Genomic DNA, 24711 nt, shown 5'->3' on the forward strand with positions numbered 1-24711 from the left:
GGCCCGGGGCTCGCCAGGGCTACGGCAGGTCGAGTTGGCCGGCCTCGGTGAAGGGGAAGAACGGGTTGTGGGCCAGCTCCCACAGGTGGCCGTCCAAGTCCTCGAAGTAGCCGGAGTAGCCGCCCCAGGAGGTCTCCGCCGGCGGCTTGACCACCGAAGCACCGGCCGCCACCGCCGTCTTGAGCGCCGTGTCCACCAACTCGCGGGATTCCAGGTTGATCGCGAGGGTCACCCCGCGGAACGACGGCTCACCGGTGGGAGGGATGCCGGCGTCGGCGGCGAGGTCGTCCACGCCGAACAGGCCGAGCACCGAGTCGGCGGTGCGGAACCAGACGATCTCCGGGCTGGAGGCCGTCGATCGCTGCCAGCCGAGCGCGGTGTAGAACTCGGCGCTGAGCGCCACGTCGGCCACCCCGAGGGTGACGATGCTGATCCGGGCGGGTACCCCGTGGTCTGTGGTCATGGCTGCAGCGTAGGTAGCGGCGCCGACAACCCTAGGTCTGGCGGGCCCGTGTCGGGGCGTGGACCGACGATCTGCCAACCGTACGAGGGAAGCTGATGGCTCTGCAGGTCCGGCCCACGTATCGTGGGTCGGACGCGGTCCGGCGCGCCCGGGCTTCCCCGCCCCGCCGGCCGCCGACCGACGACGGTGTGACCCGGGGGTGCGGCAGAGGATGAGATTCAGCAGCGGGGGTTGGACCGCGGAGCCTGAGGACTTCTTCGACGACCAAGAGGGCCGCTGTCGCCGGATCCTGGAGGAGGCCGACTTCCCGGTGTTCGGTGTGGACCGCTCCGGAAACGGCGCGCGCGGTACCGCCCCGGCGCGCGACCAGGATCGCGAGCCCCCCGTGGACAGCGATGCGCTGAGCGCGTACGAAACCCACAACGGCGAGCTCAGCTGGGTCGAACTGCGCTCCGGCGACTGGAGTTCGCTGGACGGACCGTACGTCACCGTGCGGACCTACCGGCCCGGCGCCGAGCGCAGCCACCCGCTGCCGGAGCTGGAGGATGTGGTCGAGGACGAGCGCGACCGGATCTACGAGCAGATCGGGGTGGACGAGGGGGAGGTCCCCGGGCGGGTCCGCGCGCTGCGCGAGTGGATCACCGTGGAGGGCGAGCCGACCGCCGTCCAGATCCACGAGGAGCGCCGGGCCGAGACCGCGCCGGGCGAGGACTCGCAGGCCGTCTGGTCCGGCCGGCTGCGGGTGCACGGCATCACCGTCACGGTCTGCGGGCGCGGAGTGCCGCCGGGCGGTGTCGAGTTGACCCGGGTCGAGGACTTCGGCCGCTATGTGCTGGGCCGCACCGAGCTGTTGCGCGCGCTGGCGCTGCGCCGGGCCGGCCGGGAGGCCGCGACCGAGCAGATCGGGCTGAACGCCACCGGCCTGGACGCGCACCGCGCGATCGTCGCCTACAGCGTGGAGCACGCGGTCGCGGTGCGGGCCCAACTCCAGGCCCGGCGCCCGGTACGGCTGCCGCGCCGGCTGCGCGGTGAGGACCGCTTCCAGCGCTGGGAGGCCGCCGTCCGCCAGCAGATGCGGCTCGCCTCGGAGACCCGGGAGGAGGCGGACGCCGCGGTGACCGCGATGGTCAACCACCTGACCAGGCTGGCCGAGCAGACCGACTGGGCGGTCGGCACCGCGGACGGGTGCGCGGCGGTGGAGGAGGTGGTCCGCTACACGGCGTTCGCCAGCCAGGTGCCCAGCCTGCCCGCCCAGCGCGCCTGGGAGCTGCTGTGGGCCGGCTGCACCGGGGACGGCGGGCCGGACCCGTCCCGTTCCGTCGCGCTGGCCGACCTGCCCGACCTGGCCGACCTGCCTGACCTGGCTGACCTGCCGGTGCTGCCCGACCTGCCCGGTCTGCCCGGTCTGTCGCCGGAGGACGACCCGCTGGCGGCGCTGACCGGTGGGAGCGGGCTGGACTGGGAGGTCGAGCAGGAGAAGGCGAGTCTGGCCGAGCAGGCCTGGCTGTACGCCTGGGAGCAGTGGCGCCGGGAGCGGGCGCGCTGAGCGCTAGGGCGTGTCTGACAATTCCCGCCGGGCGCGCGACGCTGGGCATCCCGCCTGGACGCACCGGCGAAGCACCCAAGTACGACCCAGTACGAGGGCGCTCCGCCGGCACGCCCAGCCGGGCGCCCAACGCCGCGCGCTGATCCGCCGCGAATTGTCAGACACGCCCTAGCCGTTGCCGGCGTGCGGGCCGGCGTGCGGGCCGTCCGGCTCGGGTGGCAGCCGCAGTTGCAGCATCGCCAGGAGCCGCTGCTGCGGCTGGGCCAGGTCGATGCCGGTGAGCTGCTCGGCCCGCCGGACCCGGTAGCGCAGCGTGTTCGGGTGGATGTGCAGGGACTGCGCCGCCACCCGCACCTCGCCCAGCGCGTCCAGCCAGGCCAGCACCGACTCGGCCAGCCGGGTGCCGTGCCGCAGGTCGTACGCCGAGAGCGCGGCCAGCCGCGGATCGCGCAGCGCCGGACGCTCCTGGAGCAGCGCCAGTACCTCGCTGACCAGCACCTCCGCCTGAACGTCGATCAGTGCGGCGACCTCGGGCACCACCCCGCCGCGTCCCATCGCGTCCAGGATCCGGTCCGCCTGCGCGCGTGAGCCGGGCACGGCGCCCAGCCCCGGTACGGTGCTGCCGATCGCGGCCCGCAGCACCACGCCGAGGTGGTCGCGGGCAGCGTCCACCACCTCCTGCGCCCAGTCCCGCACGGTGGTCATCGGCAGCCCTGCCGGCAGCTCGGGCAGCAGCACGTAGATCCGGGCGTCGATCGGGGCGAGCAGCGCGCCGCGGTGGCGGGCGGCGGTGTGCACCGAGATCAGGCCGGTCACCTCGGCCCGGGTGACGTCCGAGCCCTGCGCCGAGTACGCCAGCACGGTGGCCGGCCGGTGCGGGTCAAGGCCCAGGTGGGTGGCGAGCGACTGCGGCCCGGTGCTGCCCTCCAGCAGGCCGGTCAGCAGGGTCCGGGTGAGCCGGACGTCCGCCGACAGCTCCCGGCGCCGGCGCACCAGTTGACCCGCCGCCACCCGGGCCGCGCCGACCAGCGCCTGCTCGGCCAGCGGGGCCAGCGGCTGCGCGCCCTCCTGCACCCAGATCGTCCCCAGCGGCTGCGCGCCCGCCCGGATGCCGATCGCCAGGCGTCGGCGCAGGCCCAGTTCGGGGTGCGGTTCGACCGCGATCACGCTGTCCGAGCTGCGCAGATGCTGGAAGATGCCCCACTCGCGGAGCTTGGAGAGGTAGGGCTCGGGGCCCTGCCAGCCGAGGATGGAGAGCCGGCGCAGGTCGTCCACCTCGTCGCTGTCCGAGGAGCGTGAGTAGGCCAGTACCCGGCTGGAGGTGTCCTCGATGGAGACGATCCCGCCGGTCAGCACGGCGGTCGTCTGGGCGAGCGAGAAGAGGTCGCCGACGTTGTGTTCGGCGGTGTCCGGTGCGTCCGGGCCGCCGATCACCGCGCGGGCCAGCGCGTCCAGGTGCTCCCAGCGGGTCTCCCGGCGTACCGAGAGCAGCGCCACCCCGGCCTCGGTGGCCGCCTCGCGCAGCGCGTCGGCCTGGCCGGGGGCGTCCAACTTGACGGCGACGGCGGCCGCCCTGGCCCGTCCGGCTGCGCGCAGCGCGGGCAGCGCGGCGCGGCCGCGGGCGCCGATCGCGAGCACCAGCTCACCGGGGGCGGCGGTGGCCGGATCCTCGGGGTCCAGGATCGCGACGTCGCGCACCAGGACGTCAAGACCGGCGGGCGCGGCCTGCAGTTCGACCAGCGGTTCGCCGAGCGACATCAGCAGCTGACGCAGCGGGAGGCCGGCGGGGGACGGCTCGGATGGCTCGGACACCTGAAGACCTGTTCGCCGGGGACCTGTTCGTGCGCTTGGACAACGCCGTTGGGATGACTTTAGCCGCCTGGCCAACCAAGTGGACCGGTCGCGCGGCATAACGTGACCCTGCAGCCGGCGTGCGACCCACTTCGGCCTGATCCCCCCACGACTCGAAGGAGAGCGCGCGCTCATGGATGCTGTAACCCAGGTCCCCGCGCCGGTGAACGAGCCGGTCCACAGCTACGCCCCCGGCAGCCCGGAACGGGCCCGCCTGGAGGCCAAGCTGAAGGAGCTGGGGGGCCAGGAGCCCGTCCAGCTGACCATGACGATCAACGGCGAGCGGCGCATGGGCGCCGGCGCCGAGATCCATGTCGTCCAGCCGCACAACCACGCGGCTCGGCTCGGTACCCTGCGCAACGCCACCCAGGCCGACGCGCAGGACGCCATTGACGCTGCCCTGGCCGCCGCTCCGGCCTGGCAGGCGCTCTCCTTCGACTCGCGCGCCGCGATCTTCCTCAAGGCCGCCGACCTGCTGGCCGGCCCCTGGCGCGAGACGCTGGCCGCCGCCACCATGCTCGGCCAGTCCAAGACCGCGCAGCAGGCCGAGATCGACTCCTCCTGCGAGCTGATCGACTTCCTGCGCTTCAACGTGCACTTCGCCCGGCAGATCATCGCCGAGCAGCCGATCTCCTCCGACGGCGTGTGGAACCGCAGCGACCACCGCCCGCTGGAGGGCTTCGTCTACGCGATCACGCCGTTCAACTTCACCGCGATTGCCGGCAACCTGCCCACCGCGCCCGCCCTGATGGGCAACGTGGTGCTCTGGAAGCCGTCCCCCACCCAGCAGTTCTCCGCGCACCTGCTGATGGAGCTGCTGGAGGAGGCCGGCCTGCCCAAGGGCGTCATCAACATGGTGACCGGCGACGGCCTGGCCGTCTCCGAGGTCGCGCTGAAGCACCCCGCGCTGGCCGGCATCCACTTCACCGGCTCGACCCCGACCTTCCAGCACCTGTGGCGCGAGGTCGGCAACAACATCGCCGGCTACCGCAGCTACCCGCGGATCGTCGGCGAGACCGGCGGCAAGGACTTCCTGGTCGCCCACCCGTCCGCCGACCCGGCCGTGCTGAAGACCGCGATGACCCGCGGTGCCTTCGAGTTCCAGGGCCAGAAGTGCTCGGCGCTGTCGCGCGCCTACGTCCCGGCGTCGATCTGGGCCGGCCTGAAGGACGAGTTCCAGGCCGAGGTCGAGGGCCTGACCATGGGCGACGTCAACGACCTGGCGAACTTCATGAGCGCCGTCATCGACGACCGCTCCTTCGCCAAGAACAAGGCCGCCATCGACCGCGCCCAGGCCGACCCGTCGGTCGAGGTGCTGGCCGGCGGCACGTACGACGACTCGGTGGGCTACTTCGTCCGTCCGACCGTGCTGGTCTGCTCGGACCCGGCGTCCGAGTACTTCCGGGACGAGTACTTCGGCCCGATCCTCGCGGTCTACGTCTACGAGGACGAGAAGTACGACGAGATGCTCGCGCAGATGGAGTCGGTCTCCTCCTATGGCCTGACCGGCGCGATCATCTCCCAGGACCGCGCCGCCGCCCAGGACGCGATGCACAAGCTGCGCTTCGCGGCCGGCAACTTCTACATCAACGACAAGCCCACCGGCGCGGTCGTCGGCCAGCAGCCCTTCGGCGGCGGCCGGGCCTCGGGGACCAACGACAAGGCCGGCGCCAAGCAGAACCTGGCGCGCTGGAGCTCGACGCGGTCGGTCAAGGAGACGTTCGTCCCGCCGACGGACTACCGCTACCCGCACATGGGCTGACCCTCGCCCGTTGAACCACCCGGTTGAACCACCCGGTCGGCACTGACCGGGCATCCCGGCGGGGCAGCCCTCCCGTCGCCCGCCGCCACCCTTCTGGGGACGCGCTGTGCGCGACACCCTCGTTGGCTGTCCCGCCGCCCTTCTCTTCCCCCCACGCCCGCATGATCCGCATCCAGGAGTACCGATGCTCCGTTCCGCCCTCCTCGCCGCCTCCCGCTCCCCGCAGGTGCGCACCCTCGTGGAGAAGTTCCCGCCGACCCACGCGATAGTCGAGCGCTTCGTCGCGGGCGAGCTGCTCGACGACGCAGTGACCGCCTGCGACGAGCTGGTCGCCACCGGCCGCAAGGTCACCCTCGACCACCTCGGCGAGGACACCAAGGACGCGGCCCAGGCCGCCGGCACTGCCGAGGCGTACGAGCACCTGCTCGCCGCGCTCAAGGACACCGGGCTCGCCGCCAACGCCGAGGTCTCGGTCAAGCTCTCGGCCGTCGGCCAGTTCCTGCCGGTGGACGGCGAGAAGATCGCGCTGGAGAACGCCCGGCGGATCTGCGCCGCGGCCGCCGACGCGGGCACCACGGTCACCCTGGACATGGAGGACCACACCACCACCGACTCCACCCTCGCGATCGCCCGTGAGCTGCGCGCGGACTTCCCGTGGCTGGGCGTCGTGCTGCAGGCCTACCTGCGGCGCACCGAGGCCGACTGCGCCGAGTTCGCGTCCGCCGGTTCGCGGGTGCGGCTGTGCAAGGGCGCGTACAAGGAGCCCGAGTCGGTGGCCTTCCAGGGCAAGCGCGACGTCGACCTCGCGTACGTCCGGGCGCTCAAGGTGCTGATGGCGGGCGACGGTTACCCGATGATCGCCTCGCACGACCCGAACATGATCAAGATCGCCGGCCAGCTGGCCGAGTGGAACGGCCGCAAGGCCGACAGCTTCGAGTACCAGATGCTCTTCGGCATCCGCCCCGAGGAGCAGCTGCGCCTGGCCGAGGCCGGCAACGCGATGCGCGTGTACCTCCCGTACGGCCAGGAGTGGTACGGCTACTTCATGCGCCGCCTGGCGGAGCGCCCGGCCAACCTGACGTTCTTCCTCCGCGCGATGGCGACGCGGGGCTGACGGTACGTCATATCGCCTGTGGCGGAGCCGATCTCGGCTCCGCCACAGGCGCTTCTCCTGCCGTCAGTCGTCAGTCGTCAGCCGTCAGCCGTCAGGCTCGGGTCAGGTGGTGCAGCATGAGCAGCGCGGCCACGGCATTCGCGCTTCGTACCTCGCCCTTGGCCAGCAGCTCTGGAATGGTGCTGAGCGGTACCCATTCGCGGCGGTCGGACTCGAAGTCGTCCTCCGGCAGACCGACGTACTCGGCGCTCTCCGACCAGTAGACGTGGTGCAGGCCGTCCGCGAGCCCGTTGGATGGCTCGACGGTGAGCAAGTGCTGGAGTGGGCCTGGGCGCCAGCCGGTTTCCTCCAGCATTTCTCGGCTGGCGGCAGCCTCCAGGCTCTCGCCGTCTTCCACGACTCCGGCCGCTAGTTCCCAGCCCCACGAGTTGGTGATGAAGCGGTGCCGCCAGATCAGCAGCGCCTCGTTGTTCGCGTTGACGGCGGTGGCGAGAGCGACGGGCCGCTGCCGGAGCACGTAGTGATCGAGATGGCGACCGTTGGGTAGCTCGACGTCGGCCAGGTTGACCCGCAGCCACGGGTTCTCATAAACCGTGTGCTCGCTCAGGTTCTTCCACACCGACGACACGCTGTGCTCCCCGCTTTCGACTAGCTGCTCGTGCCCAGAGTAGGGCAGCTACAGGGGCACGGAGAGCGAGGCGTCGATCTGGCCGACCGCGTCGCGGGCAGCAGCTGTCTGGCTGCCGGTCAGCTGCCTGCGGAGCGCGGTGAAACGGTCTCGGAGACGCTGTGACTCCATGCCACTTGCCAGTTGGAGGGCGGCCACCGCGCTGGCCGCGGCCTGCTCGACCTCGCCGCGTCCCAAGTCGACGGTCGTCAGCGTCGCCATGCGGTGAACACGGCCTCGCGGGTGGGCCTGCACTCGTACGGCTTCTTCGGCGTAGGCACGCGCGGGGCTCCAGTCCCCGAGGCTGATCAGGGCCTCGGCGAGCTGAGCCTCGACCAAGCCGGGCTGTACGTATCCGGTCTCTGGAGGTTCGCTTTCCGGGCGGATGCTGGCGGCGGCGGTCTCTGCGCGCGCCATGGCCTGGTGAGCGCCGCTGCCGTCGCCCATCCTGGCGAACGCCTTCGCCTGCATCGCGAACAGGTCGGTTGCGAGCGCGGGGCTGATAGCGGCACCAGCGCTGCGCACGCCAGACTCAGCGAATGCGACAGCCTGCCGGTAGTCCTTGAGGAACAGCGCCTGGTTGACGAGCAGGGCGACGACATAGCCCCCGAAGGCCCGGTCCCCGGACGCTTTCGCCAGACGCAGCGCGTGGTGAAAATGGCGCTGAGCCAGGCCCTGGTGGTCGGAGTCGTAGGCGCAGATGCCTGCCACTGCAACCAGGCCGCCGGTTGCCCGGTAGAGGTCGCGGCCGACGGCGTCAGTGTAGGTGCCGCAGATCAAGGGCGCGGTGTGGGTGGCGAGGAATCCGACGACTCGGGCGCGGGTGGCGATGCCGCCAGTGGCGCGGTACATCTGCTCGTAGCGGGCGCGTGCGACACGGAGCATGGTCAGGTCGCTCTGGCCCACGCTCTGGGTGCCGCGTCGTGAGACGTCGGGGTCGTTCGGCGGGTTCTCCCACTCCCAGACCGGGACGATGGCCGGCGTTCCAACTATGGCCGGAGTGGCCTGGACCTCGGTTCTGGCCTGCTGGTCGGAGCGCCAGAATGCCGCTGCGCGGTCAACGAACGCGCCGAGGGCTGTGGGTTGCGGCAGGCTGTTGGGCTGGCCCATGCCGATGTCGTCGAGACTCAGCGGGCGTCGGAGTTTCCGGCTGAGGACGTCGCAGATCAGGTCGGGTCCGTCTCCACGCGGTCGCTGGCCGCGGAGCCAGCGGGTCACGGAGGTGTGGTCGTAGCGTGTCTCCCTGCCGCGGCTTGCGGCGGCCTTGTTGACTCGGGCTGCGAGGCCGGCGTGGGACATCCCTCCCGCCTCTTCGAGGAGGGCGTCCAGCAGGATGTTTGGCTCCATAGGCCCACCTCACGCGAGAACTTGATTGCTCGTCAGAGGCTAGTCGACTGTGGTTCACACGGGGTGCGAACCGAGTACTCAACCTGGCCCTTCGCACCTGCTGCCCGCGCTCGGGCTCGCCGATCAGCATGGTGGACATGACGCAGGTGACACCCAGGAAGGACATCGTGCGGGTGGAGCCGCGTAGGCGCAGCCCCACCAGCGCCCAACTACACGGACAAGCGTGCATCGACCGCCATGGGACCAAGCTGCCTCTGGTGGCCGCCGGGCTGTTCTTCACCCGCTCGGGCAGCAGCCGTCTCAGCTGGGCGGTCGTCGCCTGCGCTGAGCACACGGGGGCCGGACGATGACGGGCCATGCGGGGCTGAACCCAGGCGCGGTGGAGGCGGCAGCGACCGGGGGGCACCCGGTGGTCTCGCGTGAGCTGCCACGCCTCATAGGACCCAAGAGCGCGGGGACAGTCCCGAGCGACACGATCACGGGAGGACATCGTGACTACAGCCACGACCACGAAGGACCCGGCGGACCTCATCTCGCCCGACACGTTCGCGGCGGTCACCGCCACCGTCCGCGACAACAACCCGGGGATGGAGCAGCACCTCGCCGAGCGGATCGTCCGCGAGGCGCTGAAGTTCGTCGCGACCTGCGGCCGGTACCGCGATCGCGGCATGGCGCCCTCGCGGGTCGTCGACGAGGGCTGGCATGCCCTCATCCTCCACACGAAGGCCTACGAGGAACTGTGCGCCCAGATCGGCGGCCCGGTGCATCACTACCCGGAACGCCCCGACCCGACCAGGTTCAACGGCGCGGTCATCCAGTTCACGACCAGCATGATGGAGCAGGCCGGCTATCCGGCGGACCCGCGTCTGTGGGGTGACCCGGCGACCGGCGAGATCGTGGTCGCCGCGACGTGCCAGCACTCGCCACCCGACTGCCAGGTCTCGTGCATGAACAAGCCGAGCAAGTGAAAGGCCAGCTCGGTGATGGCGGCGCTGCCATACTCGGCCGCATGACTGAGAGTAGCGCGCCGTTCCAGGCGCACAAATGGCTGGAGAACCACGCCGTCGCCATGCGCGCGGTCGAGGTCGGGGAGATCGCGCAGGAGGACCTGGTCGCTGTTCGGGTCCCGATCACGGTCACTCAGACCGGCCCGGACGGAACGCGCAAGGCTGGCGTGCTGCCGACTGTCTTCTACCGCCTGCCGGACAGTTGGTACGCCGCCCCCACCGAGTAGCCCTGACCTGGGCGCCACCCGTCAGCCGCGCGGGGTGGGCTTATCGCCGGCCGTGCGGTCCGATTCCCCACGGACCGGACGGCCCTACTCGTCCCGGGACAGGCGCTGGCCCGTACTCCAATTCGCGCACGATCACACAGTCGCACGAAATGGCTTTGTACGCGCAGGCGTTCGCGGCTCTGGCGGATCTCGCTGTCCACGGATCGGGTGCGCGCGCGCTCATCACGGCGGCGATGACCGCTCTCGGGTGAAGCCCGTGCTCTGGTTTTGCGTAGCCGGGATCAGGTGCAGCAGGAGCATCCGGGGGCGCACTCGCAGGTGTCGGGCGCGTCGGTTTTCGTCGCGGTGGGGGGCGCGCAGCAGCCCTTTCCTTGCCAGGCGTCGCGGCCTTCCTTGACCGCCGTGGCGGCGATGGCCAGGGCGCTGACGGGGTCGGCCCAGGACCAGCCCAGGGTGGCGTTGGCGAGCAGTCCGGCCAGCAGCACTGCGGACAAGTAGGTGCACAGCAGGGTCTGCTGGGAGTCCGCGACCGCCGAGGCCGAGCCCAGTTCCCGCCCGGCCTTGCGCTGGGCGGAGGACAGGACCGGCATCACGAGCAGGGACAGCGCGGCGAGCGCGATGCCTGGGATCGAGCGTCCGGCCTCCCCGGTGCCGGCCATCGTGTGGGCGGCATCGACGGTGACGTACGCCGCGAGCGCGAAGAACGAGAGCGCGATGATGCGCAGGGTGGTCTTCTCCCGGGACTCGCGCACGGCGTGGTCGCGAGCGGAGAACTGCCAGGCGACCGCCACAGCGGAGGACACCTCGATGACGGAGTCCAGGCCGAAGCCGACCAGCGCGGTGGAGGAGGCCAGCGTTCCGGCGGTGATCGCGACGGCTGCCTCGACGGCGTTGTAGGTGATGGTGGCTGCGACCAGGAGGCGGATGCGGCGGGCGAGGGCATCGCGGCGGGCCGGGGTGGGGCCGATCGCGAGGGTGGCCATCAGCAGCAGCCCTTCTCGGCGGTGTCCGCGCAGGCCCGGTCGGTCTCGATGGCGACCACGGCGGTGCGAAGGTCGTCCAGTGCGTGGGCGAGGCGGGGGTCGGCGAGCTCGTAGCGGGTGCGGCGGCCGACCGGGACGGCGACGACCAAGCCGCAATCGCGCAGGCAGGCCAGGTGGTTCGACAGTCGGGTGCGGGAGATCCCCAGCGCCTCGGCGAGGTCGGACGGGTGAGCCGGAGCCTCGCGCAGGGCGAGGAGCAGGCGGCAGCGGATCGGATCGGCGAGCGCGCGGCCGAAGCGCGCGAGCACCTCGATGTCGGAGGCGAGAGTCAGCACGGCATGACGATACAGAGAATCGTGAATTCAGGAAACCTTGTCACCTCGGGCAGGCGGCGTGGCCGGGTGCCCGGCGACGCGGGCCGATCGCGTTCGCTCTGCACTCTGCACTCTGCACTCTGCACTCTGCGCTATGCCGGGTCGGTGGCGAGTTTGATGGCGAGGGCGCCCAGGACGGTGCCCATCAGGTAGCGCTGGGCGCGCAGCCGGCCCGGGTGGTCGGCGAAGAAGGCCGCGACCGTGCCGGCCGCCATGACCAGCGCCAGGTTCACGGCGAGGCTGACGGCGATCTGCGCGCCGCCGAGGACGAAGCCCTGCAGCAGGACGTGCCCCGCGCGGACGTCGATGAACTGCGGGATCAGCGAGAGGTACATGACGGCGATCTTGGGGTTCAGCAGGTTGGTGAGCAGCCCCATCGTGAACAGCCGCCGGGGCGAGTCGGGCGCCAACTCCTGCGGGGCGAAGACCGATTGCCCACCGGGTCGCACTGCCTTCCAGGCCAGCCAGGCGAGATAGCCGGCCCCGCTGAGCTTCACCGCCAGGTACAGCCCAGGGACGGCGAGGAACGCCACCGACAACCCGAGGTTGGCGGCGCTGAGATAGACCAGGAACCCGACGGCCACGCCCGCCAGCGAGACCACCCCGGCCCGTCGCCCTTGCGTGATGCTGCGCGAGACCAGGTACATCATGTTGGGCCCGGGGGTCAGGACCATGCCGAGTGCCACCGCGGTGACGCTGAGGAGTGCGTTCGTTCCGATCATGGTTCAAGGATCGGTGCGTGGTGCGTTCAGCACTAGCGCCGATGTCTTCGGGGAACCGTTCAGCGCTGCTAACGGATTGCGGGGCTCCTCACAGGAAAGGCGCGGTGTCCAGCTCGAACGCGAACGGCTCGGGCAGGGCCAGCGGCTTGCCGAAGGGGGCGAGGTGGACCTCGGTGTACTCGTCGCCCTCGGGCTTGCCGAAGACGCTGACCTTGGATTCGTCGCGGTCGATCAGTAGGTAGAGCGGGATCTTGGCGCGGGCGTAGCAGTGCCGCTTGGCGATCCGGTCCTGGAGCGGCTTGCTGGACGTGACCTCGACGACCATCGCCACCCCGTCCGGATCCATCCAGGGCGGCGCACCGCGGAAGAGGCGCAGCTCCAAGGGGGCGAAGGTGGCGTCGGGGATGGCGTGGTTCTTGGGGCACCGGCCGCCGCTGGGGAGGCGTAGCCCCTTGTAGCCGGATACCTGCATCCTGGTCGAGGAGCTCCGGATCACCTGGTCGATCAGGACTCCGATGCAGTCCTCGTGGTCTCCGTCGGTGGGTAGGGACACGATGATCTCTCCCTCGATGAGCTCGGTTCGCAAGCCCTCGGGGGTGTCCAGGCCGAGGAACGCCTCCAGCAGGATCTCCTCCTGCGTGGGCGTGGCCTGGGCCGGTTGCTCGTGCGTCATGGCTCTCGTGATGCCTCCTTCCGTGCGTCATGCGGAGGCTAACGCGGCTGACGGGCGGTGAAGCGGCGGAATGCCCGGGGAATCACCCGATGGAGTGGCGGGTCGAGATTGCCTAGAGTGTGCAAGTAGCCACGGAGAGTCGTGGTTTGGGTCCGTATCGGTGTACGGTGGCCGCCAAAGCGGGTCGCTCCTGGGGAAAAGGGGCGAGCCCGGCAGGTGTTACAGCACCAGGGCCGGGCTCTTCACCCGCCGAGTGGAAGCGAGCCACCGAGGATGCTCAGGAATGTTATCGCGCCTTCGCGCGACTTCACCCAGATCGCCAACGCCCTGGTGTGGGACGCGAATCTGTCGGACGCGGCGTTCAGGCTGCTGGTGCGGGCGTTGGCTCTGCCGGACTCGCGTGCCCGTTCGACGACGGTCACCGCGTTGGCGGCGGGGATGTCCGGCGGCCGGGTCACCATGGACCGGGCGCGCCGTCAGCTCACCAAGGGCGGGCTGCTGCACTGCACGAGGTGGCGCAACGACCTGGGGCACGTGCGCACCGAGTCGTTGGTGTCGAACGTTGCGCTCAACGCGGCCGAGGCGGCCGAGTTCTTCGCCGACCACTTGGAGGACGGGAGTGGGGGCGGGAATGTGGGCGGGGGTGGGGGCAGTGCTAGCGGCGGCCCGGATGCCGGAAGGCGAGAATCCGGTGTGGCCGCGCCGCCGGACACCGGCACCGACCTCCCAGAGGTAGTAACACTGGTGGAGAAGAACACTTCCCCCCTCCCGGTCCCGCCGCCGGTTTCGAGCGACAGCCCTCAAGCCGCAGAGGCGGAACGGGTGTTGCGGTCGCTGCGGCGCACTGATCCGCGGCTGGTGCTCGGTAGAACCGAGGTGGCGCGACTGGTGCCGCTCGCCGCAGAGTGGCTGGCCAGAGGCGTGGAGACCGAGGGGCTGCGGCATGCGCTGACCGCCGGGCTGCCGCAGTTCATCAAGTCGCCCGCCGGGCTGGTGCGTTGCCGCCTGCGGGAGAAGATGCCGGAGCCGGATCCGGCGGTGCCTGCGCTGGCGCTGGTGGAGGCGCTGGTCAGTTGTGCGGGCTGCGAGCGAGCCTTCCGTCCCGTCACCGGTGAGCAGCAGTGCGGGAGTTGTCGCCAGGAGCGCTCGGCGGCGGCTGTCCCTGCCGGTGGTGGTACCGCCGGTCCTGGTCCTGGTCCCGGTCCCGGTTGGCGCGAACGCATCGCGTCGACGCTGGCAGCGCTGCCAGCGACGGGCTGACGGCGTCCGTGCTACGGGGTCGGGATGCCCGCCGGGCGCATCGGCCAGCCGAAGCGGACCGGGACGCCGGGGGAGTAGAGCACGCTGACCGGTGGGCCGACGGGCTCGGGGAGCCCGGCGGCGACGATCAAGTCCTCGGTGCACTCGGTCAGTTCGGCCCGGTGCAGGGGCCAGCGGGGGTGGGTGTTGGGCAGGTACAGCTGGCGGCCGAAGAAGTTGCTGTGCATGCCCCAGCGGGCGGTGAGGAAGTGCTCCAACTCGCTCGGCTCCTGGATGAGTTCGCCGACTCGCACGGATATCCGGCTGTGCGCGCCGCGCGGTCCCGGCCAGCGCCGGGAGCTGGTGTAGGTGACGGTGTCGCTGTCGTGCTCGATCGCCATCCGGGCCCAGACGTACGGGAGTCGGAACCCCAGCCGGGCCGTCGCGACTGGGAGCAGCCGGGCCGCTTCGAGCGAGCGGAACACCACACCGCGACGCCCGTGCCCGTCGACCGAGTAGAGCCGGACGTTGGTCTCCGGGAAGGTCCCGAGGTAGGGCACTCCCGGCAGCCGGAACCACCCAATCCGATGCATCCGGAAGGCCACCAGACCGACGTACGTGACCCCGTCCAGCACGTCCGGCCTGGTGCGCGGAGGGAGCAGCGGCGCCACGTCCGCCGGGTCCACCGCCCAGTGCAGGAAGGTGAGGTCGAGCCACGACTGCGTGAGCAGCGACCCTCGCACGGCCCGCGCCGGATCGACGGTGACGGGCTCCGGTGCGGCCGGAGGGGGGAGGGTCATGTGACGAGCATAGGAGCTGACTTGTCAGTGGAGTAGGGCCTGCGCCTGAAGCGGCACCGCGCGGTGGCCACGAGATACGACAAGCTCTCCGTGCGCTACGAGGCGACCGTGCTGATCGCGGCCATCAACGAGTGGCTGTGATCGTCACCGCTTGCGGCCCAGCAACTGCACCGCCTGAGACCGGTGGCCGTTCATCGTGGCGACCTCGATCCGGTGCTCGTCCTCCAGATCGAAGTCCGACAGCAGGGCTCGCAGCTCAGCGATGTCGTGATGCCGGCACACCGCGCCGTCGTCAGTGGCGAAGACCCCGTACGGTGTGCCGAACTGCTGGGCGTAGGTGGCGTAGCGGCTGTGGTTTCGTTCGTCGTCCTGCACGACCATGTCGCTGACGTAGAGCAGTCCGCCGGGTGCTAGGACGCGGCTCAGCTCGGCGACCAGTGCCCGCTGAGCATTGTCGTCAGGGATGCACGTCAGTACCGCGAACAGCAGGACGACATCGACGCTCGCTGACGCGTGGGTCAGGTCCGGTGGGGACTCCAGGACGGCGAAGCGCAGGTCAGACCTCGACTGACGGCCCCGCTCGATCAGTGTGGGAGACAGGTCCACACCGGACACGTCAGAGAAGCCGTACTCGCTCAACTCGGCCATGACCCGGCCATATCCGCACCCGTAGTCCAGGACCCGAGCGTTCGAACCCACCCCCGCCAGCCAGCTGAGATTCACCGGATGAGTGAACGTCTTCGTTGCGCCGACGCTGTCCCAATATGCGATCTGACTACCAAGATCCTTCATGCGAGTGCAGCATACGGACCTCACCGGCTCCGCAGGTCACCGCTTGATCCACTTCTGAAGCGCTCCAGGAGGCCGTGGACGGTCTGCCAGCACTGCGGGTCGGCGGCGATCAGCAGGCCGCGCTTGGCCTCCGGATCGGAGGGCCGGTAGTCCGTACCGTCCGGGCGACGGGCGGTGCCGCCGGCCTCGGTGAGGAGCAGCACGCCGGGTGCGTGGTCCCACGGGAGGGTGCGCTGGTAGAGGAGGAAGTCTGCTTCGCCGGTTGTCAGGTGAGGATAGTCCACGCCCGCGCACTTGGTGCCGGGGCCCAGTGCGGCGAAACGGTGCGCGGTGGCCTCGAGATGGGCCCGGGCCGCCGGATCGAGGAACCTGGTCAGCGCAGCGCCGCGCAGCTCGGCGGGATCGCGCGGCGCGGGGGGCCGGTGCAGCCGCACCCCGTCCTGCCACGCCCCGGAGCCCCGCTCGGCCACGTAGCTGCGCCCCTCGGCGGGCTGCACGATCCACGAGGCGACGGTCTGCCCGTGCCGTACCAGGGCTGCCATGACGGCGTACTCGGGGCGGCCGGCCACGAAGTTGGCCGTCCCGTCCAGCGGGTCGACCAGCCACGCCGCCGGAGCCTCGCGCAGTGCCGCGACCAGCGCGGGGCTTGCTGCCGCGGCCTCCTCGCCGACCACCGGTACGTCGAGCAGACCGCGCAGGCGGCGGGTGATCAGCTCCTCCGCCTGCCGGTCGGCCACGGTGACCACCTCACCCGGGGTCTTTTCCACGACGTCCCCGGCCGCCAGCGCCCGGTAGCGGGGGAGGATGGCCACCTCGGCGGCCTCGCGCAGAATCTCGGTCACCTGGTCGATCAGCATGATCGCCAGATTAGCGAGCGGTGGGGGAGAGCGTCAGGTGGTGGTGGCGAAGTCGAGGAAGGCGGTCCAGCTGTGCGGGGTGAAGGTGAGGTGGGGGCCGGACTTGTCCTTGGAGTCGCGGACATGGACGGTGCTGGGGGTGAGGGCGATCTCCACGCAGGCACCGCCTTCGTTGCTGCTGTGGCTGCTCTTGAACCAGCTGAGCTCAGCGCTGCTTCGCCGTGATTCCTCGGTGCTCATCGTTCTCCCAGCATCTTCTCGACCAGGGTCAGGGACTCGCGTGGAGTGAGGGCCTGAGCCCGGAGGCTGCCGTACTGTGCGGCCAGCATACGGACTTCCTCGGCGTCGGAGCAGAGTTGGCTGACCTTCTGGACCTCCAGGTATCCCAGCTGCGGACGCTTCTTCGGTGCCAGGAGGATGAACGGGCCGCCGAGACCGGCGTGTTCGATGAGGATCGTGGGCATCACCTGGAGTTCGATGTTGCGCAACCGGCCGAGCCGGAGCAGTTGTTCGAGCTGCGCTTGGTGGATGTCCCAGTCGCCGATCGGTCGTCGGACGATGGCCTCCTCGATGATGCAGGTCACCATCGGAGGCGGCCACTTGGTCAGGATCTCCTGGCGTGCCAGACGGGCGATGACCCGCTCCTCGATGGTCTTCTCGGCCAGTAGCGGTCTGCGCATCGCGTAGAGGGCGCGGGCGTGTGCCTCGGTCTGCAGGAGTCCCGGGATGTTGTGATTCGCGTACTCGTGCAGCTCCACCGCCTCTCCCTCCAGCCGCACGTAGTCGCGGAACCAGGCCGGGTGCCGGACTCGCGCCCTGGCTCGCGCCTTGGCCACGTCCTCCTTGGCGACCTTCAACAGGCCACCCGCGTCCAGCAGTTCGTCCGCAGCGTCGAGGAACTCCGGTTGCGGGGTGCGGCGGCCGCGTTCGATGGAGGAGATCAGGTCCTCGCCGTAGCCGAGGCGGTCGCCGAATTCCTTCTGGGTCAGGCCGGCCCGTTCGCGTAGCAGCTTGATCTGCTTGCCGAGGGCGCGAAAGAAGTCCGTCGCGCCGTCCGGGTCGTCGGGTGCCTCCGGTCGCTGCTCGTCGACCGGGTCTGCGGGGCTTGTCGCGCCCGCCCAGGTCCCGTCGTCGTCCGCTTCTGTCATCTTCGACCACCACCCCAACCAACCGACTGACCGGAGAACCGCCTCGACACGCATCCCGTCACGTCCGACGGGCCGGACCGGCAACCTGGCGCAGTCGTACACCTACGTTCCGTACCGGTTCGCCTGCTGGCAAGAGTACGGTCAACCGGCCACGCTCGGTGACATGACGTCCGAAATTGCTCTTGCCCAATCGACCGACAGCACACCGCAGTTCGCCGCTCTGTTCGGGTCCAGTCGGCGCGGCGCGCGGCTGGCCCGGCTGGCCGCTGCGCGCCGGCTGACCGAGTGGGGCTGGGACCGCGCTGACGAGCCGTTCCAGAACGCCGTCCTGATCGTGGCCGAACTCGCGGCGAACGCGGTCACGCACGGTCACGTCCGTGGGCGGGACTTCCACCTGCTGCTCGGGCTCTGGCCGCACCCGGTCGCCGGTGCGACCTTGCGCATCGAGGTGTCGGACTCGCGGGGTGAGCGGCTGCCGGTGCTGTCCGGCGCGGCGACGGCTGATCTGGAGTCCGGGCGGGGGCTGCTGCTGGTCGCCGGGCTGGCCGATCGGTGGGGGAGTGAGCCGCGGCCGCCGTCCGGGAAAACGGTGTGGTGTGAGGTTGATCTTTGGGGTGGTGCGGCGGGGGTCGGTTGGGAGGGGGAGGAATCGGCATAGAACGGGGGAAGATCCTTCGGTTCTGTCGGAGTGTGGTCCCACTCGTGCTGGTGTTCGGTGGGGTGGGGGTGTCCCCGGGTCCGTCGGGAGAGGCCCGGCCGGCGTTCGATGTCGGGCCGGCGGCTGCGGTGGTGGGGCGGGTGCTGGCGGGGCGGGCCGCGCAGCTGGGGCTGCGAGCGATGGCCGGGGATGGTGGGGGTGACGCGTTCTCGGTGGCCGGGGAGGCCGGGGCGGTCGAGGTGGCGGGGACGTCGGTGGGGGCGCTGCTGGACCGGCTGGGCGGCCTACTTCGCCTCGCTGGACCGGGCGTTGAGCACCCGCACCGACCCGGCGCCGATCGACTGGTTCGCGCTGGAGGACGACTGGGCGCGCTCGACCACGCGCTACCCGGTCGTCCCGTCCGGCGACCCCGTGGCGCTGGCCCGCGAGGTCGCCACTGCGGTGGCGGGGTGACCCGCCTACTGGGCGCTGAGGTCCGAGGACGCCTCGGGTGAGGCCGACGGCTGGTGGTACAGAAAGCGCACGGCGCCCGCTGTCAGCAGAGCGACCAGCGTGGCCCCGACGACGTAGTTGACGAGCATTCCGAGGTCGCCGAGCCAGTAGTCGAACCAGGAGAACACGTGGTACGAGAGGAGCAACACGGCGTTGGTGAAGACGATCGGGAGGATGGCCAGTCCGGTCGCGGTCGGCAGCAGTCGGCCCCAGCGCAGGAAGGCGAGCGAGAGCAAGCCCAGCAGGAGGAAGGTCGCGCTCAGCGTCTCGGTGGTGTTCTGCGATGCGCTGATGACGCCTGCGGAGTGCACCAGGGTGCTTGCGGCCAGCAGCAGCGCGGGCAGGACGGCGGCTCGCGGTCGGCGCGCGACCGTGCTGCCGAGCAGGTCGCCGGGTGCGGCGAAGACCAGCAGGGCCCACAGCACGCCCGCTCCGGCTGTGGAGACCAGGTCGGTGTAGTCCGGCGGCATGCCCGGCGCCCACGCCTGTATGAGGTGGCTTCGGACCAACCACTCGGCGACGACGGCGACTCCGGCCAGGGCGGCCAGGATCCGGGCGGCGGTCCACTTGCGGAGCAGCAGGGCCGCGACGACCCAGCAGCCAGAGCACGCCCGGGAAGGCCGAGGCGATCACCTCGGGGCGGTAGTTGGTAGGCGTGTCGGCCGTGGGCAGCGCCGTCTGCCAGCTCTGCGGGAGGTGCCACAGGACGGGCAGCTGCTGGCCGAGCGCCACGGCGGCGACCAGCGGCGCGGTGGTGGCGAGCAGCTGCCCGCCGATGCCGCCGGAGGTGAGGCCGGTGCGGACCCGCAGGCCGTACGCGGCGACGCCGGCGGTCTCGCGGGCGGTGGCCAGTCGGCCGGCGCCCTCGGTGAGGTCGGCGTGGACGGCGGTGATCTCCTCGCCGCGCTCGGCGCGGTATGTGGCGGGGTAGACCCGCAGGGCGAGCCGTAGTCCCCGCGAAGTGGAGCCGGTGGTGCCGGTGTTCATGCGAGGGCCCCCCTGGCCGTCGGACGGATGGTGCTCAGACGACGGTCGGCCTCGGCCACCACCGCGCGCAGCCGGTCGGCCTCGGCGGCCAGCGTGGCGCGTCCGGCGTCGGCGAGAGCGTACGTCCGGCGGGCGCGGCCGTCGATCACCTCGTCGCGCTCGATCCGGATCAGCCCCTGCTGGAGCAGCCGGTCCAGCGCGCTGTAGAGCGTGCCGGTCCGCATCTTGACCCGGCCGTCCGAGATCGCGGCGATCTCCTGGATCAGTGCGTAGCCGTGCCGTGGGGCATCGGCCAGTGCGGTGAGCAGAAGCAGCGTGGGCTCCTGCATGGAGCGTTCTGTCATGTGGCTATATATATCGCTCATCGGCATATGACGTCTAGCGCCTTCGCGAAGGGATGGAACGACGAACGCCACGCCGACGGTGCGTCGGCGTGGCGTTACGGGTGCGGGGGGCCTAGTCGGCGGTCGCGATCAGCGGCTCCAGCAGGATGTCCGGCTTGGCGCGCTGGAAGGCGTTCAGGTGCCACTTGTCGGCGAACAGCGCGAGCAGCACGTTGTCCGAGCGGCGGGTCAGCACCTCGCCGTCCGTCAGGCGGGCCTTGCCGAGCTCGGCCGCGCCGACCGTGTCGGTCACCCGGGCCAGCCGGTAGGACAGGTGGTCCAGGGTGATCGGGGAGGAGAACTCGTGCTCCATGCGGTGCAGCACGACGTCGAACTGCATCGGCCCGACCGCCGCCATCACCGGCGCCTGGTCGCCGCGCCGGTCGGAGACCAGCACCTGGACCACGCCCTCCTCGTCGAGCTGCGAGACGCCCTTGCGGAACTGCTTGGAGCGGCTGATGTCCTTGGGGCGGGCGACCGCGAAGTACTCGGGGGCGAACGCGGGCAGCGGCGGGAACTCCGCCTTCTTGCCGGTGTAGAGGGTGTCGCCGACCCGCAGCGCCGCGGCGTTGATCAGGCCGACCACGTCGCCGGGGTAGGCGGTGTCGACGACGGTGCGCTCGGCGCCGAAGACGGTGTGCGCGTACTTGGTGGCGAAGGAGCGGCCGCTGGCGGCGCGGGTGACGTTCATACCGCGCTCGAAGACGCCCGAGCAGACCCGGACGAAGGCGATCCGGTCGCGGTGCGCCGGGTCCATGTTGGCCTGGATCTTGAAGACCAGACCGGAGAACTCGGACTCCACCTCGCGGGCGCCGCCCTTGGCCAGCGGGCGCGGGCCGGGCGCCGGGGCCAGGTCGACGACGGCGTCCAGCAGCAGCTTCACGCCGATGTTGGTCAGCGCGGCGCCGAAGAAGACCGGGCTGATCTTGCCGGCCTCGAAGGCCTCCTGGTCGTACCCGGGACCGGAGGAGAGCACCAGCTCCAGCTCCTCCAGGGCGTTCTCCCAGGTCTCGCCCTCCTGCTCGACGGCCTGCTCGGCGGTGAGGGTCTCCTCGATGGCGGCGTGGGTGCCGGCCGGGACCTTGGTGAAGCGGAGCATCTGCTCGGTGTTGTCGGCCTGCACCAGGCCGCGCAGGTTGCCGGCGTCGCCGACCGGCCACACCACCGGCACCGGCGTGATGCCGAGGTGGGTCTCGATGTCGTCCAGCAGGGCGAGCGCCTCGCGGCCCCGGCGGTCCCACTTGTTGATGAAGGTGATCACCGGGACGCCGCGGTGGCGGCAGACCGCGAAGAGCTTGCGGGTCTGCTCCTCCAGGCCCTTGGCGGCGTCGACCAGCATGATCGCGCAGTCCACCGCGGCGAGTACCCGGTAGGTGTCCTCGGAGAAGTCGGCGTGGCCGGGGGTGTCGACCAGGTTCATCACATGGCCGCGGTGGTCGAACTGCAGTGCCGCCGAGGTCACCGAGATGCCGCGGTCGCGCTCCAGCTCCATCCAGTCGCTGGTGACGCCGCGCCGGCCGCCCTTGCCGTGCACGGCGCCGGCCGAGGTGATCGCGTGCGCGTGCAGCGCCAGCGCCTCGGTCAGCGTCGACTTGCCGGCGTCGGGGTGGCTGATGACGGCGAAGGTCCGGCGACGGCCGGCCTCGTCGAGGACCTGGATCGTGCTGGCGGACAGTTCGTTGCTCAACGTGTTCCCTCGGAATACCGATCGGCACCAGGCCGGTGATGCCGCTCCGGGCCTGCTGAGCCGCGTGCATTCTCCGCAGGCCCAAGGATCGATTCTAAGGGGACCGGCGAGAACTACGGGACGGCTTTCACCGCCCAAAATCCGCAGGGGCACGTCAGAGCGGCTCGCGCCGCAGGTCAGAGCAGTGCGGCGGCCGGCTGCACCATGCCGCGGGCGGTCTTGGAGTCCACGTACTCGCCGATGGCGGTCATCACCCACTCACCCGAGAACTGCCGGACCAGCTTGCACATCACCACGCCGGTGTGCGGCTCGGCGTTGGTGAGGTCGAAGCGCACCAGCTCCTGGCCGCTGGTGGCGTCCAGCAGCCGGCAGTAGGCGTCCTTGACCTCGGTGAACTTCTGGCCGGAGAAGGAGTTGACCACGAAGACCAGCCCGCAGACCTCGGCCGGCAGGCCCTCCAGGTGCACGGTGATCGACTCGTCGTCGCCGCTGCCGCCACCGGTCAGGTTGTCGCCGCTGTGCTGGATCGAGCCGTTGAAGACCTGCAGCTTCATGAACCAGGCGGTCTCCAGCCGTTCGCGCTGGGCGTCGAAGGCGATGCAGGAGGCGTCCAGGTCGACGTTGCGGCCGTGTCGGGCGGGCTCCCAGCCCAGGCCCATCCGGACCGAGGAGAGGAACGGGCGGCCGTTCTTGACCAGCGAGACCGAGCCGCCCTTGACCAGCGAGATCCGGCCCTTGTCGAGGGTGACCTTGGACGGCCCGCCTGTCGAGGGCGGCGCCGTCGGCCTCGCGGGCGGGGCGGGCGGTGTGTTCGGTGCGTTCGGGGCGGGCGGGCCGTTCGGTGCGGGCGGTGCGGGCGGCGTCGAGGGCCTCGGCGGGGCGAACGCGGGCCTCGGCGGGGCGGCGGCTGCGGCCGGGGGCGCCGCCGCGGCCGTCGGACGGTCGACCGAGACGCCGAAGTCGGTGGCCAGGCCCGCAAGACCGTTCGCGTAGCCCTGCCCGACCGCGCGGACCTTCCACTGCGCGCCGCGCCGGTAGACCTCGACCACCACCAGGGCGGTCTCCCGGCTCAGCTTGGGCGGCGTGAACGTGACCAGCACCTGGCCGCTGTCGGCGTCCCGGACGGTCGCGGTCGGCTCGCTGCCCGCGAAGATGGCACCGCGGGCGTCCAGGCTGGCCGTCACCACGACCTTGTCGATCTCCGCGGGGACCGCCCAGGTGTCCACGGTGATCGCGTCGGGGGAGCCGCCGGCGGCGGGGCGATGGGTCACGCCGGGGCCCTGCGGGGCGTTGAAGAAGACGAAGTCGGCGTCCGAGCGGACCCTGCCCGCGGTCGTGAGCAGCAGGGCCGAGACGTCCAGACGCTTGGGCGCTGCGACCTCAACGATCACCCGGGCGGCGGTGAGCGGGGCGTTGCCGCCCTGGGTCAGGGCCGTGGTCACGGTGTCCTCCTCAGCTGGGCGGCACAGATGTACGAGCTCACCTTAGACCGACCGGCAATTGGGGGGCGGCGTCGCGACGCCCGGACTCTCGCCTGGACGGCTTCTCCTCAGTCTCCCTCCTTGCCCGGCAACGGGCAGGAGGGGCCCTCAGCTCCGCAGTGGCTCCCTCGTCGGCACCGCCCAGACTCGGCCCGGACCCCGCTCCTTCACCCACCCCCCAATTGCCGGGCGGTCTTTGACCGACCAGCTGCGACGATGCCGACGAGGCGTCAGCCAACTTCCGCAGGTAGTGCGAAGGTTCCGTGGGAGGCGACCGCGCGGGGGTCGTCCAGGGCGAAGCCGGAGGCCGTCCAGCTGTCCGCGGCCGTCACCTCGGGGGTGGGGCTCGGTGCGGAGTCCTGCACGGAGAAGGTGTAGTCGCCGGGTTGGACGTCATCGCCGGGCTGCGGGGTGAAGCGGTAGAGCACGGAGCCGTCGTCCTGCTGCTCCAGCGAGACCCGGGCGCCGGGCAGGGTGCTCCAGGCCATCGCCGAGGCGGCGCCGGCGTCGGTGGCGTCGAGTCGGATGTCGATCTCGAAGGCGGCCAGCGGCTCGGTCACGGTGAGGGTCAGGGTGCGCTGGAGGCCGATGCCGGCGCCGCCCCGGCCGCCGGCGGGGACGATGCTGCCGGCCGCGTTGGTGATCGCGTCGGGGGCGGGGGTCGGCGCGGGCGCGGGCGTGGGCGTCGTCGGCGGGGTGAGCGTCGGGTCGGGCGTGGGCGTGGGCGTCGGGGTGGGCGTCGGGGTGGGCGTGGGCGAGGTGATGGGCACCGGTGGGTGGGACGGCGCGGACGCGAGCCCGGGCGGGAGCGGCCCGCTCGGCGTCGGGCTCGCGTGCGTCTCGTGCGGGGACGGCGAGGAGGAGGCCGATCCGGAGGCCGAGGGCGATCCAGAGGGCGACGGCGAGGTGCTCGTCGGTGCCTGCGTCGGCGCGGACGTCGCGGTGAGCGCGTCCGGCCCGGGCGGCGCCGTCGTCGGCCCGGTCGGCACCGAGTGCCCCGGGCCGGTGAACGCCCCTGGGCCGCGTCCGACCGACCCGGACGGCGCGGCCGGGTGCGCCGGTCCGCGGCCCGCCGCCGGGGAGGCGAGGGCGGCCGACGGGCTCGCGGCCAGCTCGGGCGCCAGCGGCGTGACGCGCGCGCTGGCCATCCGGGCGTCCGCCCCGACCCGCTGCTGCTCGTTGATCAGCACGGTGGTGGCGATGCTGATCCCGACCACGGTGGACATCGCCATTGCCGCGCCGGAGACCCTGAACACGGGCAGTCGGAACTGCCCGCCGAGCGGCTTGGGCCGCCCGTGCCTGCCATGCGCGACGACCCGCTCCGGCTGATCGGTCGCACGGTGCGCCACCACAGGGGCGCCCTCCCGGTGAGCCACCGGACTCCCTTCCTGCTTGAGAGCCTGGGGCTCTGCCTGCCGCACCTGCCGCACCTGCCGCTGGTCGCATCGGCG

At 71.3% G+C, this 24711-nt stretch carries 28 protein-coding genes; 10 read left to right on the plus strand and 18 right to left on the minus strand.

Annotated elements, in window-relative coordinates:
* Positions 1-19: 19 nt before the first annotated feature.
* Entirely contained in the window at positions 20-463 is a 444-nt protein-coding gene (locus tag P3T34_RS28060) for a VOC family protein (RefSeq protein ID WP_280668809.1), read from the minus strand.
* Positions 464-674: 211 nt separating this feature from the next.
* On the opposite strand from P3T34_RS28060, the gene P3T34_RS28065 reads away from it, so the two are divergent.
* Positions 675-2009, plus strand: coding sequence for a hypothetical protein (locus P3T34_RS28065; protein WP_280668810.1), 1335 nt, complete (start codon positions 675-677; stop codon positions 2007-2009).
* 168 nt (positions 2010-2177) lie between these two features.
* Here the strand turns inward: P3T34_RS28065 and P3T34_RS28070 are convergent, their stop codons facing one another.
* Entirely contained in the window at positions 2178-3821 is a 1644-nt protein-coding gene (locus tag P3T34_RS28070) for a helix-turn-helix domain-containing protein (RefSeq protein WP_280668811.1), read from the minus strand.
* 172 nt (positions 3822-3993) lie between these two features.
* Between P3T34_RS28070 and pruA the strand changes: the two genes are divergently transcribed.
* Both pruA and P3T34_RS28080 read left to right on the plus strand, forming a co-directional pair.
* Positions 3994-5622 (plus strand): L-glutamate gamma-semialdehyde dehydrogenase, encoded by a 1629-nt coding sequence (gene pruA, locus P3T34_RS28075; RefSeq protein WP_280668812.1) that lies wholly within the window; start codon positions 3994-3996, stop codon positions 5620-5622.
* Positions 5623-5806: 184 nt separating this feature from the next.
* Positions 5807-6736, plus strand: a complete 930-nt coding sequence (locus P3T34_RS28080) for a proline dehydrogenase family protein (RefSeq protein WP_280668813.1) — start codon at positions 5807-5809, stop codon at positions 6734-6736.
* 91 nt (positions 6737-6827) lie between these two features.
* Here P3T34_RS28080 and P3T34_RS28085 read toward each other — a convergent pair whose 3' ends face one another.
* Both P3T34_RS28085 and P3T34_RS28090 read right to left on the minus strand, forming a co-directional pair.
* Complete coding sequence (locus P3T34_RS28085) at positions 6828-7364, minus strand: NUDIX hydrolase (protein ID WP_280668814.1); 537 nt, start codon at positions 7362-7364, stop codon at positions 6828-6830.
* A gap of 48 nt (positions 7365-7412) precedes the next feature.
* Entirely contained in the window at positions 7413-8750 is a 1338-nt protein-coding gene (locus P3T34_RS28090; RefSeq protein ID WP_280668815.1) for a transcriptional regulator, read from the minus strand.
* 137 nt (positions 8751-8887) lie between these two features.
* Between P3T34_RS28090 and P3T34_RS28095 the strand changes: the two genes are divergently transcribed.
* The 3 genes from P3T34_RS28095 (at position 8888) to P3T34_RS28105 (ending at position 9984) form a co-directional block, all read left to right on the plus strand.
* Complete coding sequence (locus tag P3T34_RS28095; protein WP_280668816.1) at positions 8888-9100, plus strand: hypothetical protein; 213 nt, start codon at positions 8888-8890, stop codon at positions 9098-9100.
* 141 nt (positions 9101-9241) lie between these two features.
* The gene (locus P3T34_RS28100; RefSeq protein WP_280668817.1) at positions 9242-9718 is read left to right on the plus strand and encodes a hypothetical protein; all 477 of its coding nucleotides are present in this window, start codon (positions 9242-9244) and stop codon (positions 9716-9718) included.
* Between the two features lie 41 nt (positions 9719-9759).
* Positions 9760-9984: a hypothetical protein gene (locus P3T34_RS28105; RefSeq protein WP_280668818.1), complete on the plus strand. Its 225-nt coding sequence runs from the start codon at positions 9760-9762 to the stop codon at positions 9982-9984.
* A 281-nt stretch (positions 9985-10265) separates the two neighbouring features.
* Here P3T34_RS28105 and P3T34_RS28115 read toward each other — a convergent pair whose 3' ends face one another.
* The 4 genes from P3T34_RS28115 to P3T34_RS28130 all read right to left on the minus strand — a co-directional run bounded on the left by P3T34_RS28115 (position 10266) and on the right by P3T34_RS28130 (position 12736).
* Positions 10266-10967 carry a cation transporter gene (locus P3T34_RS28115; RefSeq protein WP_280668819.1) on the minus strand — a complete coding sequence of 234 codons (702 nt, stop codon included), beginning with the start codon at positions 10965-10967 and terminating at the stop codon, positions 10266-10268.
* Positions 10967-11302 (minus strand): metalloregulator ArsR/SmtB family transcription factor, encoded by a 336-nt coding sequence (locus P3T34_RS28120; protein ID WP_280668820.1) that lies wholly within the window; start codon positions 11300-11302, stop codon positions 10967-10969. Before P3T34_RS28120 ends, P3T34_RS28115 begins: the two co-directional genes overlap by 1 nt.
* 131 nt (positions 11303-11433) lie before the next feature.
* On the minus strand, positions 11434-12063 hold the full coding sequence (locus P3T34_RS28125) for a LysE family translocator (protein WP_280668821.1): 630 nt from the start codon (positions 12061-12063) through the stop codon (positions 11434-11436).
* 88 nt (positions 12064-12151) lie between these two features.
* Entirely contained in the window at positions 12152-12736 is a 585-nt protein-coding gene (locus tag P3T34_RS28130; RefSeq protein ID WP_280668822.1) for a Uma2 family endonuclease, read from the minus strand.
* Positions 12737-13009: 273 nt separating this feature from the next.
* On the opposite strand from P3T34_RS28130, the gene P3T34_RS28135 reads away from it, so the two are divergent.
* Positions 13010-13996 carry a hypothetical protein gene (locus tag P3T34_RS28135; RefSeq protein ID WP_280668823.1) on the plus strand — a complete coding sequence of 329 codons (987 nt, stop codon included), beginning with the start codon at positions 13010-13012 and terminating at the stop codon, positions 13994-13996.
* Positions 13997-14007: 11 nt separating this feature from the next.
* Here the strand turns inward: P3T34_RS28135 and P3T34_RS28140 are convergent, their stop codons facing one another.
* The 5 genes from P3T34_RS28140 to P3T34_RS28160 form a co-directional block, all read right to left on the minus strand.
* Positions 14008-14775 (minus strand): DUF2071 domain-containing protein, encoded by a 768-nt coding sequence (locus P3T34_RS28140; protein ID WP_280668824.1) that lies wholly within the window; start codon positions 14773-14775, stop codon positions 14008-14010.
* 144 nt (positions 14776-14919) lie between these two features.
* Positions 14920-15567: a class I SAM-dependent methyltransferase gene (locus tag P3T34_RS28145; protein WP_280668825.1), complete on the minus strand. Its 648-nt coding sequence runs from the start codon at positions 15565-15567 to the stop codon at positions 14920-14922.
* A gap of 20 nt (positions 15568-15587) precedes the next feature.
* On the minus strand, positions 15588-16424 hold the full coding sequence (locus P3T34_RS28150) for an inositol monophosphatase family protein (RefSeq protein ID WP_280668826.1): 837 nt from the start codon (positions 16422-16424) through the stop codon (positions 15588-15590).
* Between the two features lie 33 nt (positions 16425-16457).
* Complete coding sequence (locus P3T34_RS28155; protein ID WP_280668827.1) at positions 16458-16664, minus strand: DUF397 domain-containing protein; 207 nt, start codon at positions 16662-16664, stop codon at positions 16458-16460.
* The gene (locus tag P3T34_RS28160) at positions 16661-17572 is read right to left on the minus strand and encodes a helix-turn-helix transcriptional regulator (protein WP_280668828.1); all 912 of its coding nucleotides are present in this window, start codon (positions 17570-17572) and stop codon (positions 16661-16663) included. Before P3T34_RS28160 ends, P3T34_RS28155 begins: the two co-directional genes overlap by 4 nt.
* Positions 17573-17735: 163 nt before the next feature.
* Between P3T34_RS28160 and P3T34_RS28165 the strand changes: the two genes are divergently transcribed.
* Positions 17736-18230 carry an ATP-binding protein gene (locus P3T34_RS28165; protein ID WP_280668829.1) on the plus strand — a complete coding sequence of 165 codons (495 nt, stop codon included), beginning with the start codon at positions 17736-17738 and terminating at the stop codon, positions 18228-18230.
* 189 nt (positions 18231-18419) lie between these two features.
* Positions 18420-18683: an alpha-N-acetylglucosaminidase C-terminal domain-containing protein gene (locus P3T34_RS39980; RefSeq protein WP_348534703.1), complete on the plus strand. Its 264-nt coding sequence runs from the start codon at positions 18420-18422 to the stop codon at positions 18681-18683.
* A gap of 5 nt (positions 18684-18688) precedes the next feature.
* On the opposite strand, the gene P3T34_RS28175 is transcribed toward P3T34_RS39980, so the two are convergent.
* Complete coding sequence (locus tag P3T34_RS28175) at positions 18689-19192, minus strand: hypothetical protein (RefSeq protein ID WP_280668831.1); 504 nt, start codon at positions 19190-19192, stop codon at positions 18689-18691.
* A 226-nt stretch (positions 19193-19418) separates the two neighbouring features.
* Here P3T34_RS28175 and P3T34_RS28180 point away from each other — a divergent pair, with 226 nt between their 5' ends.
* Positions 19419-19673: a hypothetical protein gene (locus P3T34_RS28180; RefSeq protein ID WP_280668832.1), complete on the plus strand. Its 255-nt coding sequence runs from the start codon at positions 19419-19421 to the stop codon at positions 19671-19673.
* 32 nt (positions 19674-19705) lie between these two features.
* On the opposite strand, the gene P3T34_RS28185 is transcribed toward P3T34_RS28180, so the two are convergent.
* The 4 genes from P3T34_RS28185 to P3T34_RS28200 all read right to left on the minus strand — a co-directional run bounded on the left by P3T34_RS28185 (position 19706) and on the right by P3T34_RS28200 (position 24636).
* Positions 19706-20053 carry a PadR family transcriptional regulator gene (locus P3T34_RS28185; protein ID WP_280668833.1) on the minus strand — a complete coding sequence of 116 codons (348 nt, stop codon included), beginning with the start codon at positions 20051-20053 and terminating at the stop codon, positions 19706-19708.
* A 112-nt stretch (positions 20054-20165) separates the two neighbouring features.
* Complete coding sequence (locus tag P3T34_RS28190) at positions 20166-21779, minus strand: peptide chain release factor 3 (RefSeq protein WP_280668834.1); 1614 nt, start codon at positions 21777-21779, stop codon at positions 20166-20168.
* Positions 21780-21955: 176 nt separating this feature from the next.
* Complete coding sequence (locus P3T34_RS28195) at positions 21956-23209, minus strand: TerD family protein (RefSeq protein ID WP_280672452.1); 1254 nt, start codon at positions 23207-23209, stop codon at positions 21956-21958.
* Positions 23210-23490: 281 nt separating this feature from the next.
* Positions 23491-24636, minus strand: a complete 1146-nt coding sequence (locus tag P3T34_RS28200) for a hypothetical protein (protein ID WP_280668835.1) — start codon at positions 24634-24636, stop codon at positions 23491-23493.
* Positions 24637-24711: the final 75 nt, after the last annotated feature.

The sequence above is a fragment of the Kitasatospora sp. MAP12-44 genome (genome assembly GCF_029892095.1).
Classification (GTDB): Bacteria; Actinomycetota; Actinomycetes; order Streptomycetales; family Streptomycetaceae; genus Kitasatospora.

Excerpts from the sequence above, each read along its gene's own strand:
- P3T34_RS28060 (WP_280668809.1), bottom strand. The coding sequence starts at position 463 with ATGACCACAGACCACGGGGTACCCGCCCGGATCAGCATCGTCACCCTC.
- P3T34_RS28065 (WP_280668810.1), top strand. The coding sequence starts at position 675 with ATGAGATTCAGCAGCGGGGGTTGGACCGCGGAGCCTGAGGACTTCTTC.
- pruA (WP_280668812.1), top strand. The coding sequence starts at position 3,994 with ATGGATGCTGTAACCCAGGTCCCCGCGCCGGTGAACGAGCCGGTCCAC.
- P3T34_RS28080 (WP_280668813.1), top strand. The coding sequence starts at position 5,807 with ATGCTCCGTTCCGCCCTCCTCGCCGCCTCCCGCTCCCCGCAGGTGCGC.
- P3T34_RS28090 (WP_280668815.1), bottom strand. The coding sequence starts at position 8,750 with ATGGAGCCAAACATCCTGCTGGACGCCCTCCTCGAAGAGGCGGGAGGG.
- P3T34_RS28095 (WP_280668816.1), top strand. The coding sequence starts at position 8,888 with ATGACGCAGGTGACACCCAGGAAGGACATCGTGCGGGTGGAGCCGCGT.
- P3T34_RS28105 (WP_280668818.1), top strand. The coding sequence starts at position 9,760 with ATGACTGAGAGTAGCGCGCCGTTCCAGGCGCACAAATGGCTGGAGAAC.
- P3T34_RS28115 (WP_280668819.1), bottom strand. The coding sequence starts at position 10,967 with ATGGCCACCCTCGCGATCGGCCCCACCCCGGCCCGCCGCGATGCCCTC.
- P3T34_RS28125 (WP_280668821.1), bottom strand. The coding sequence starts at position 12,063 with ATGATCGGAACGAACGCACTCCTCAGCGTCACCGCGGTGGCACTCGGC.
- P3T34_RS28130 (WP_280668822.1), bottom strand. The coding sequence starts at position 12,736 with ATGACGCACGAGCAACCGGCCCAGGCCACGCCCACGCAGGAGGAGATC.
- P3T34_RS28135 (WP_280668823.1), top strand. The coding sequence starts at position 13,010 with ATGCTCAGGAATGTTATCGCGCCTTCGCGCGACTTCACCCAGATCGCC.
- P3T34_RS28140 (WP_280668824.1), bottom strand. The coding sequence starts at position 14,775 with ATGACCCTCCCCCCTCCGGCCGCACCGGAGCCCGTCACCGTCGATCCG.
- P3T34_RS28145 (WP_280668825.1), bottom strand. The coding sequence starts at position 15,567 with ATGAAGGATCTTGGTAGTCAGATCGCATATTGGGACAGCGTCGGCGCA.
- P3T34_RS28150 (WP_280668826.1), bottom strand. The coding sequence starts at position 16,424 with ATGCTGATCGACCAGGTGACCGAGATTCTGCGCGAGGCCGCCGAGGTG.
- P3T34_RS28155 (WP_280668827.1), bottom strand. The coding sequence starts at position 16,664 with ATGAGCACCGAGGAATCACGGCGAAGCAGCGCTGAGCTCAGCTGGTTC.
- P3T34_RS28160 (WP_280668828.1), bottom strand. The coding sequence starts at position 17,572 with ATGACAGAAGCGGACGACGACGGGACCTGGGCGGGCGCGACAAGCCCC.
- P3T34_RS28165 (WP_280668829.1), top strand. The coding sequence starts at position 17,736 with ATGACGTCCGAAATTGCTCTTGCCCAATCGACCGACAGCACACCGCAG.
- P3T34_RS39980 (WP_348534703.1), top strand. The coding sequence starts at position 18,420 with ATGGTGGGGGTGACGCGTTCTCGGTGGCCGGGGAGGCCGGGGCGGTCG.
- P3T34_RS28175 (WP_280668831.1), bottom strand. The coding sequence starts at position 19,192 with ATGCCGCCGGACTACACCGACCTGGTCTCCACAGCCGGAGCGGGCGTG.
- P3T34_RS28185 (WP_280668833.1), bottom strand. The coding sequence starts at position 20,053 with ATGACAGAACGCTCCATGCAGGAGCCCACGCTGCTTCTGCTCACCGCA.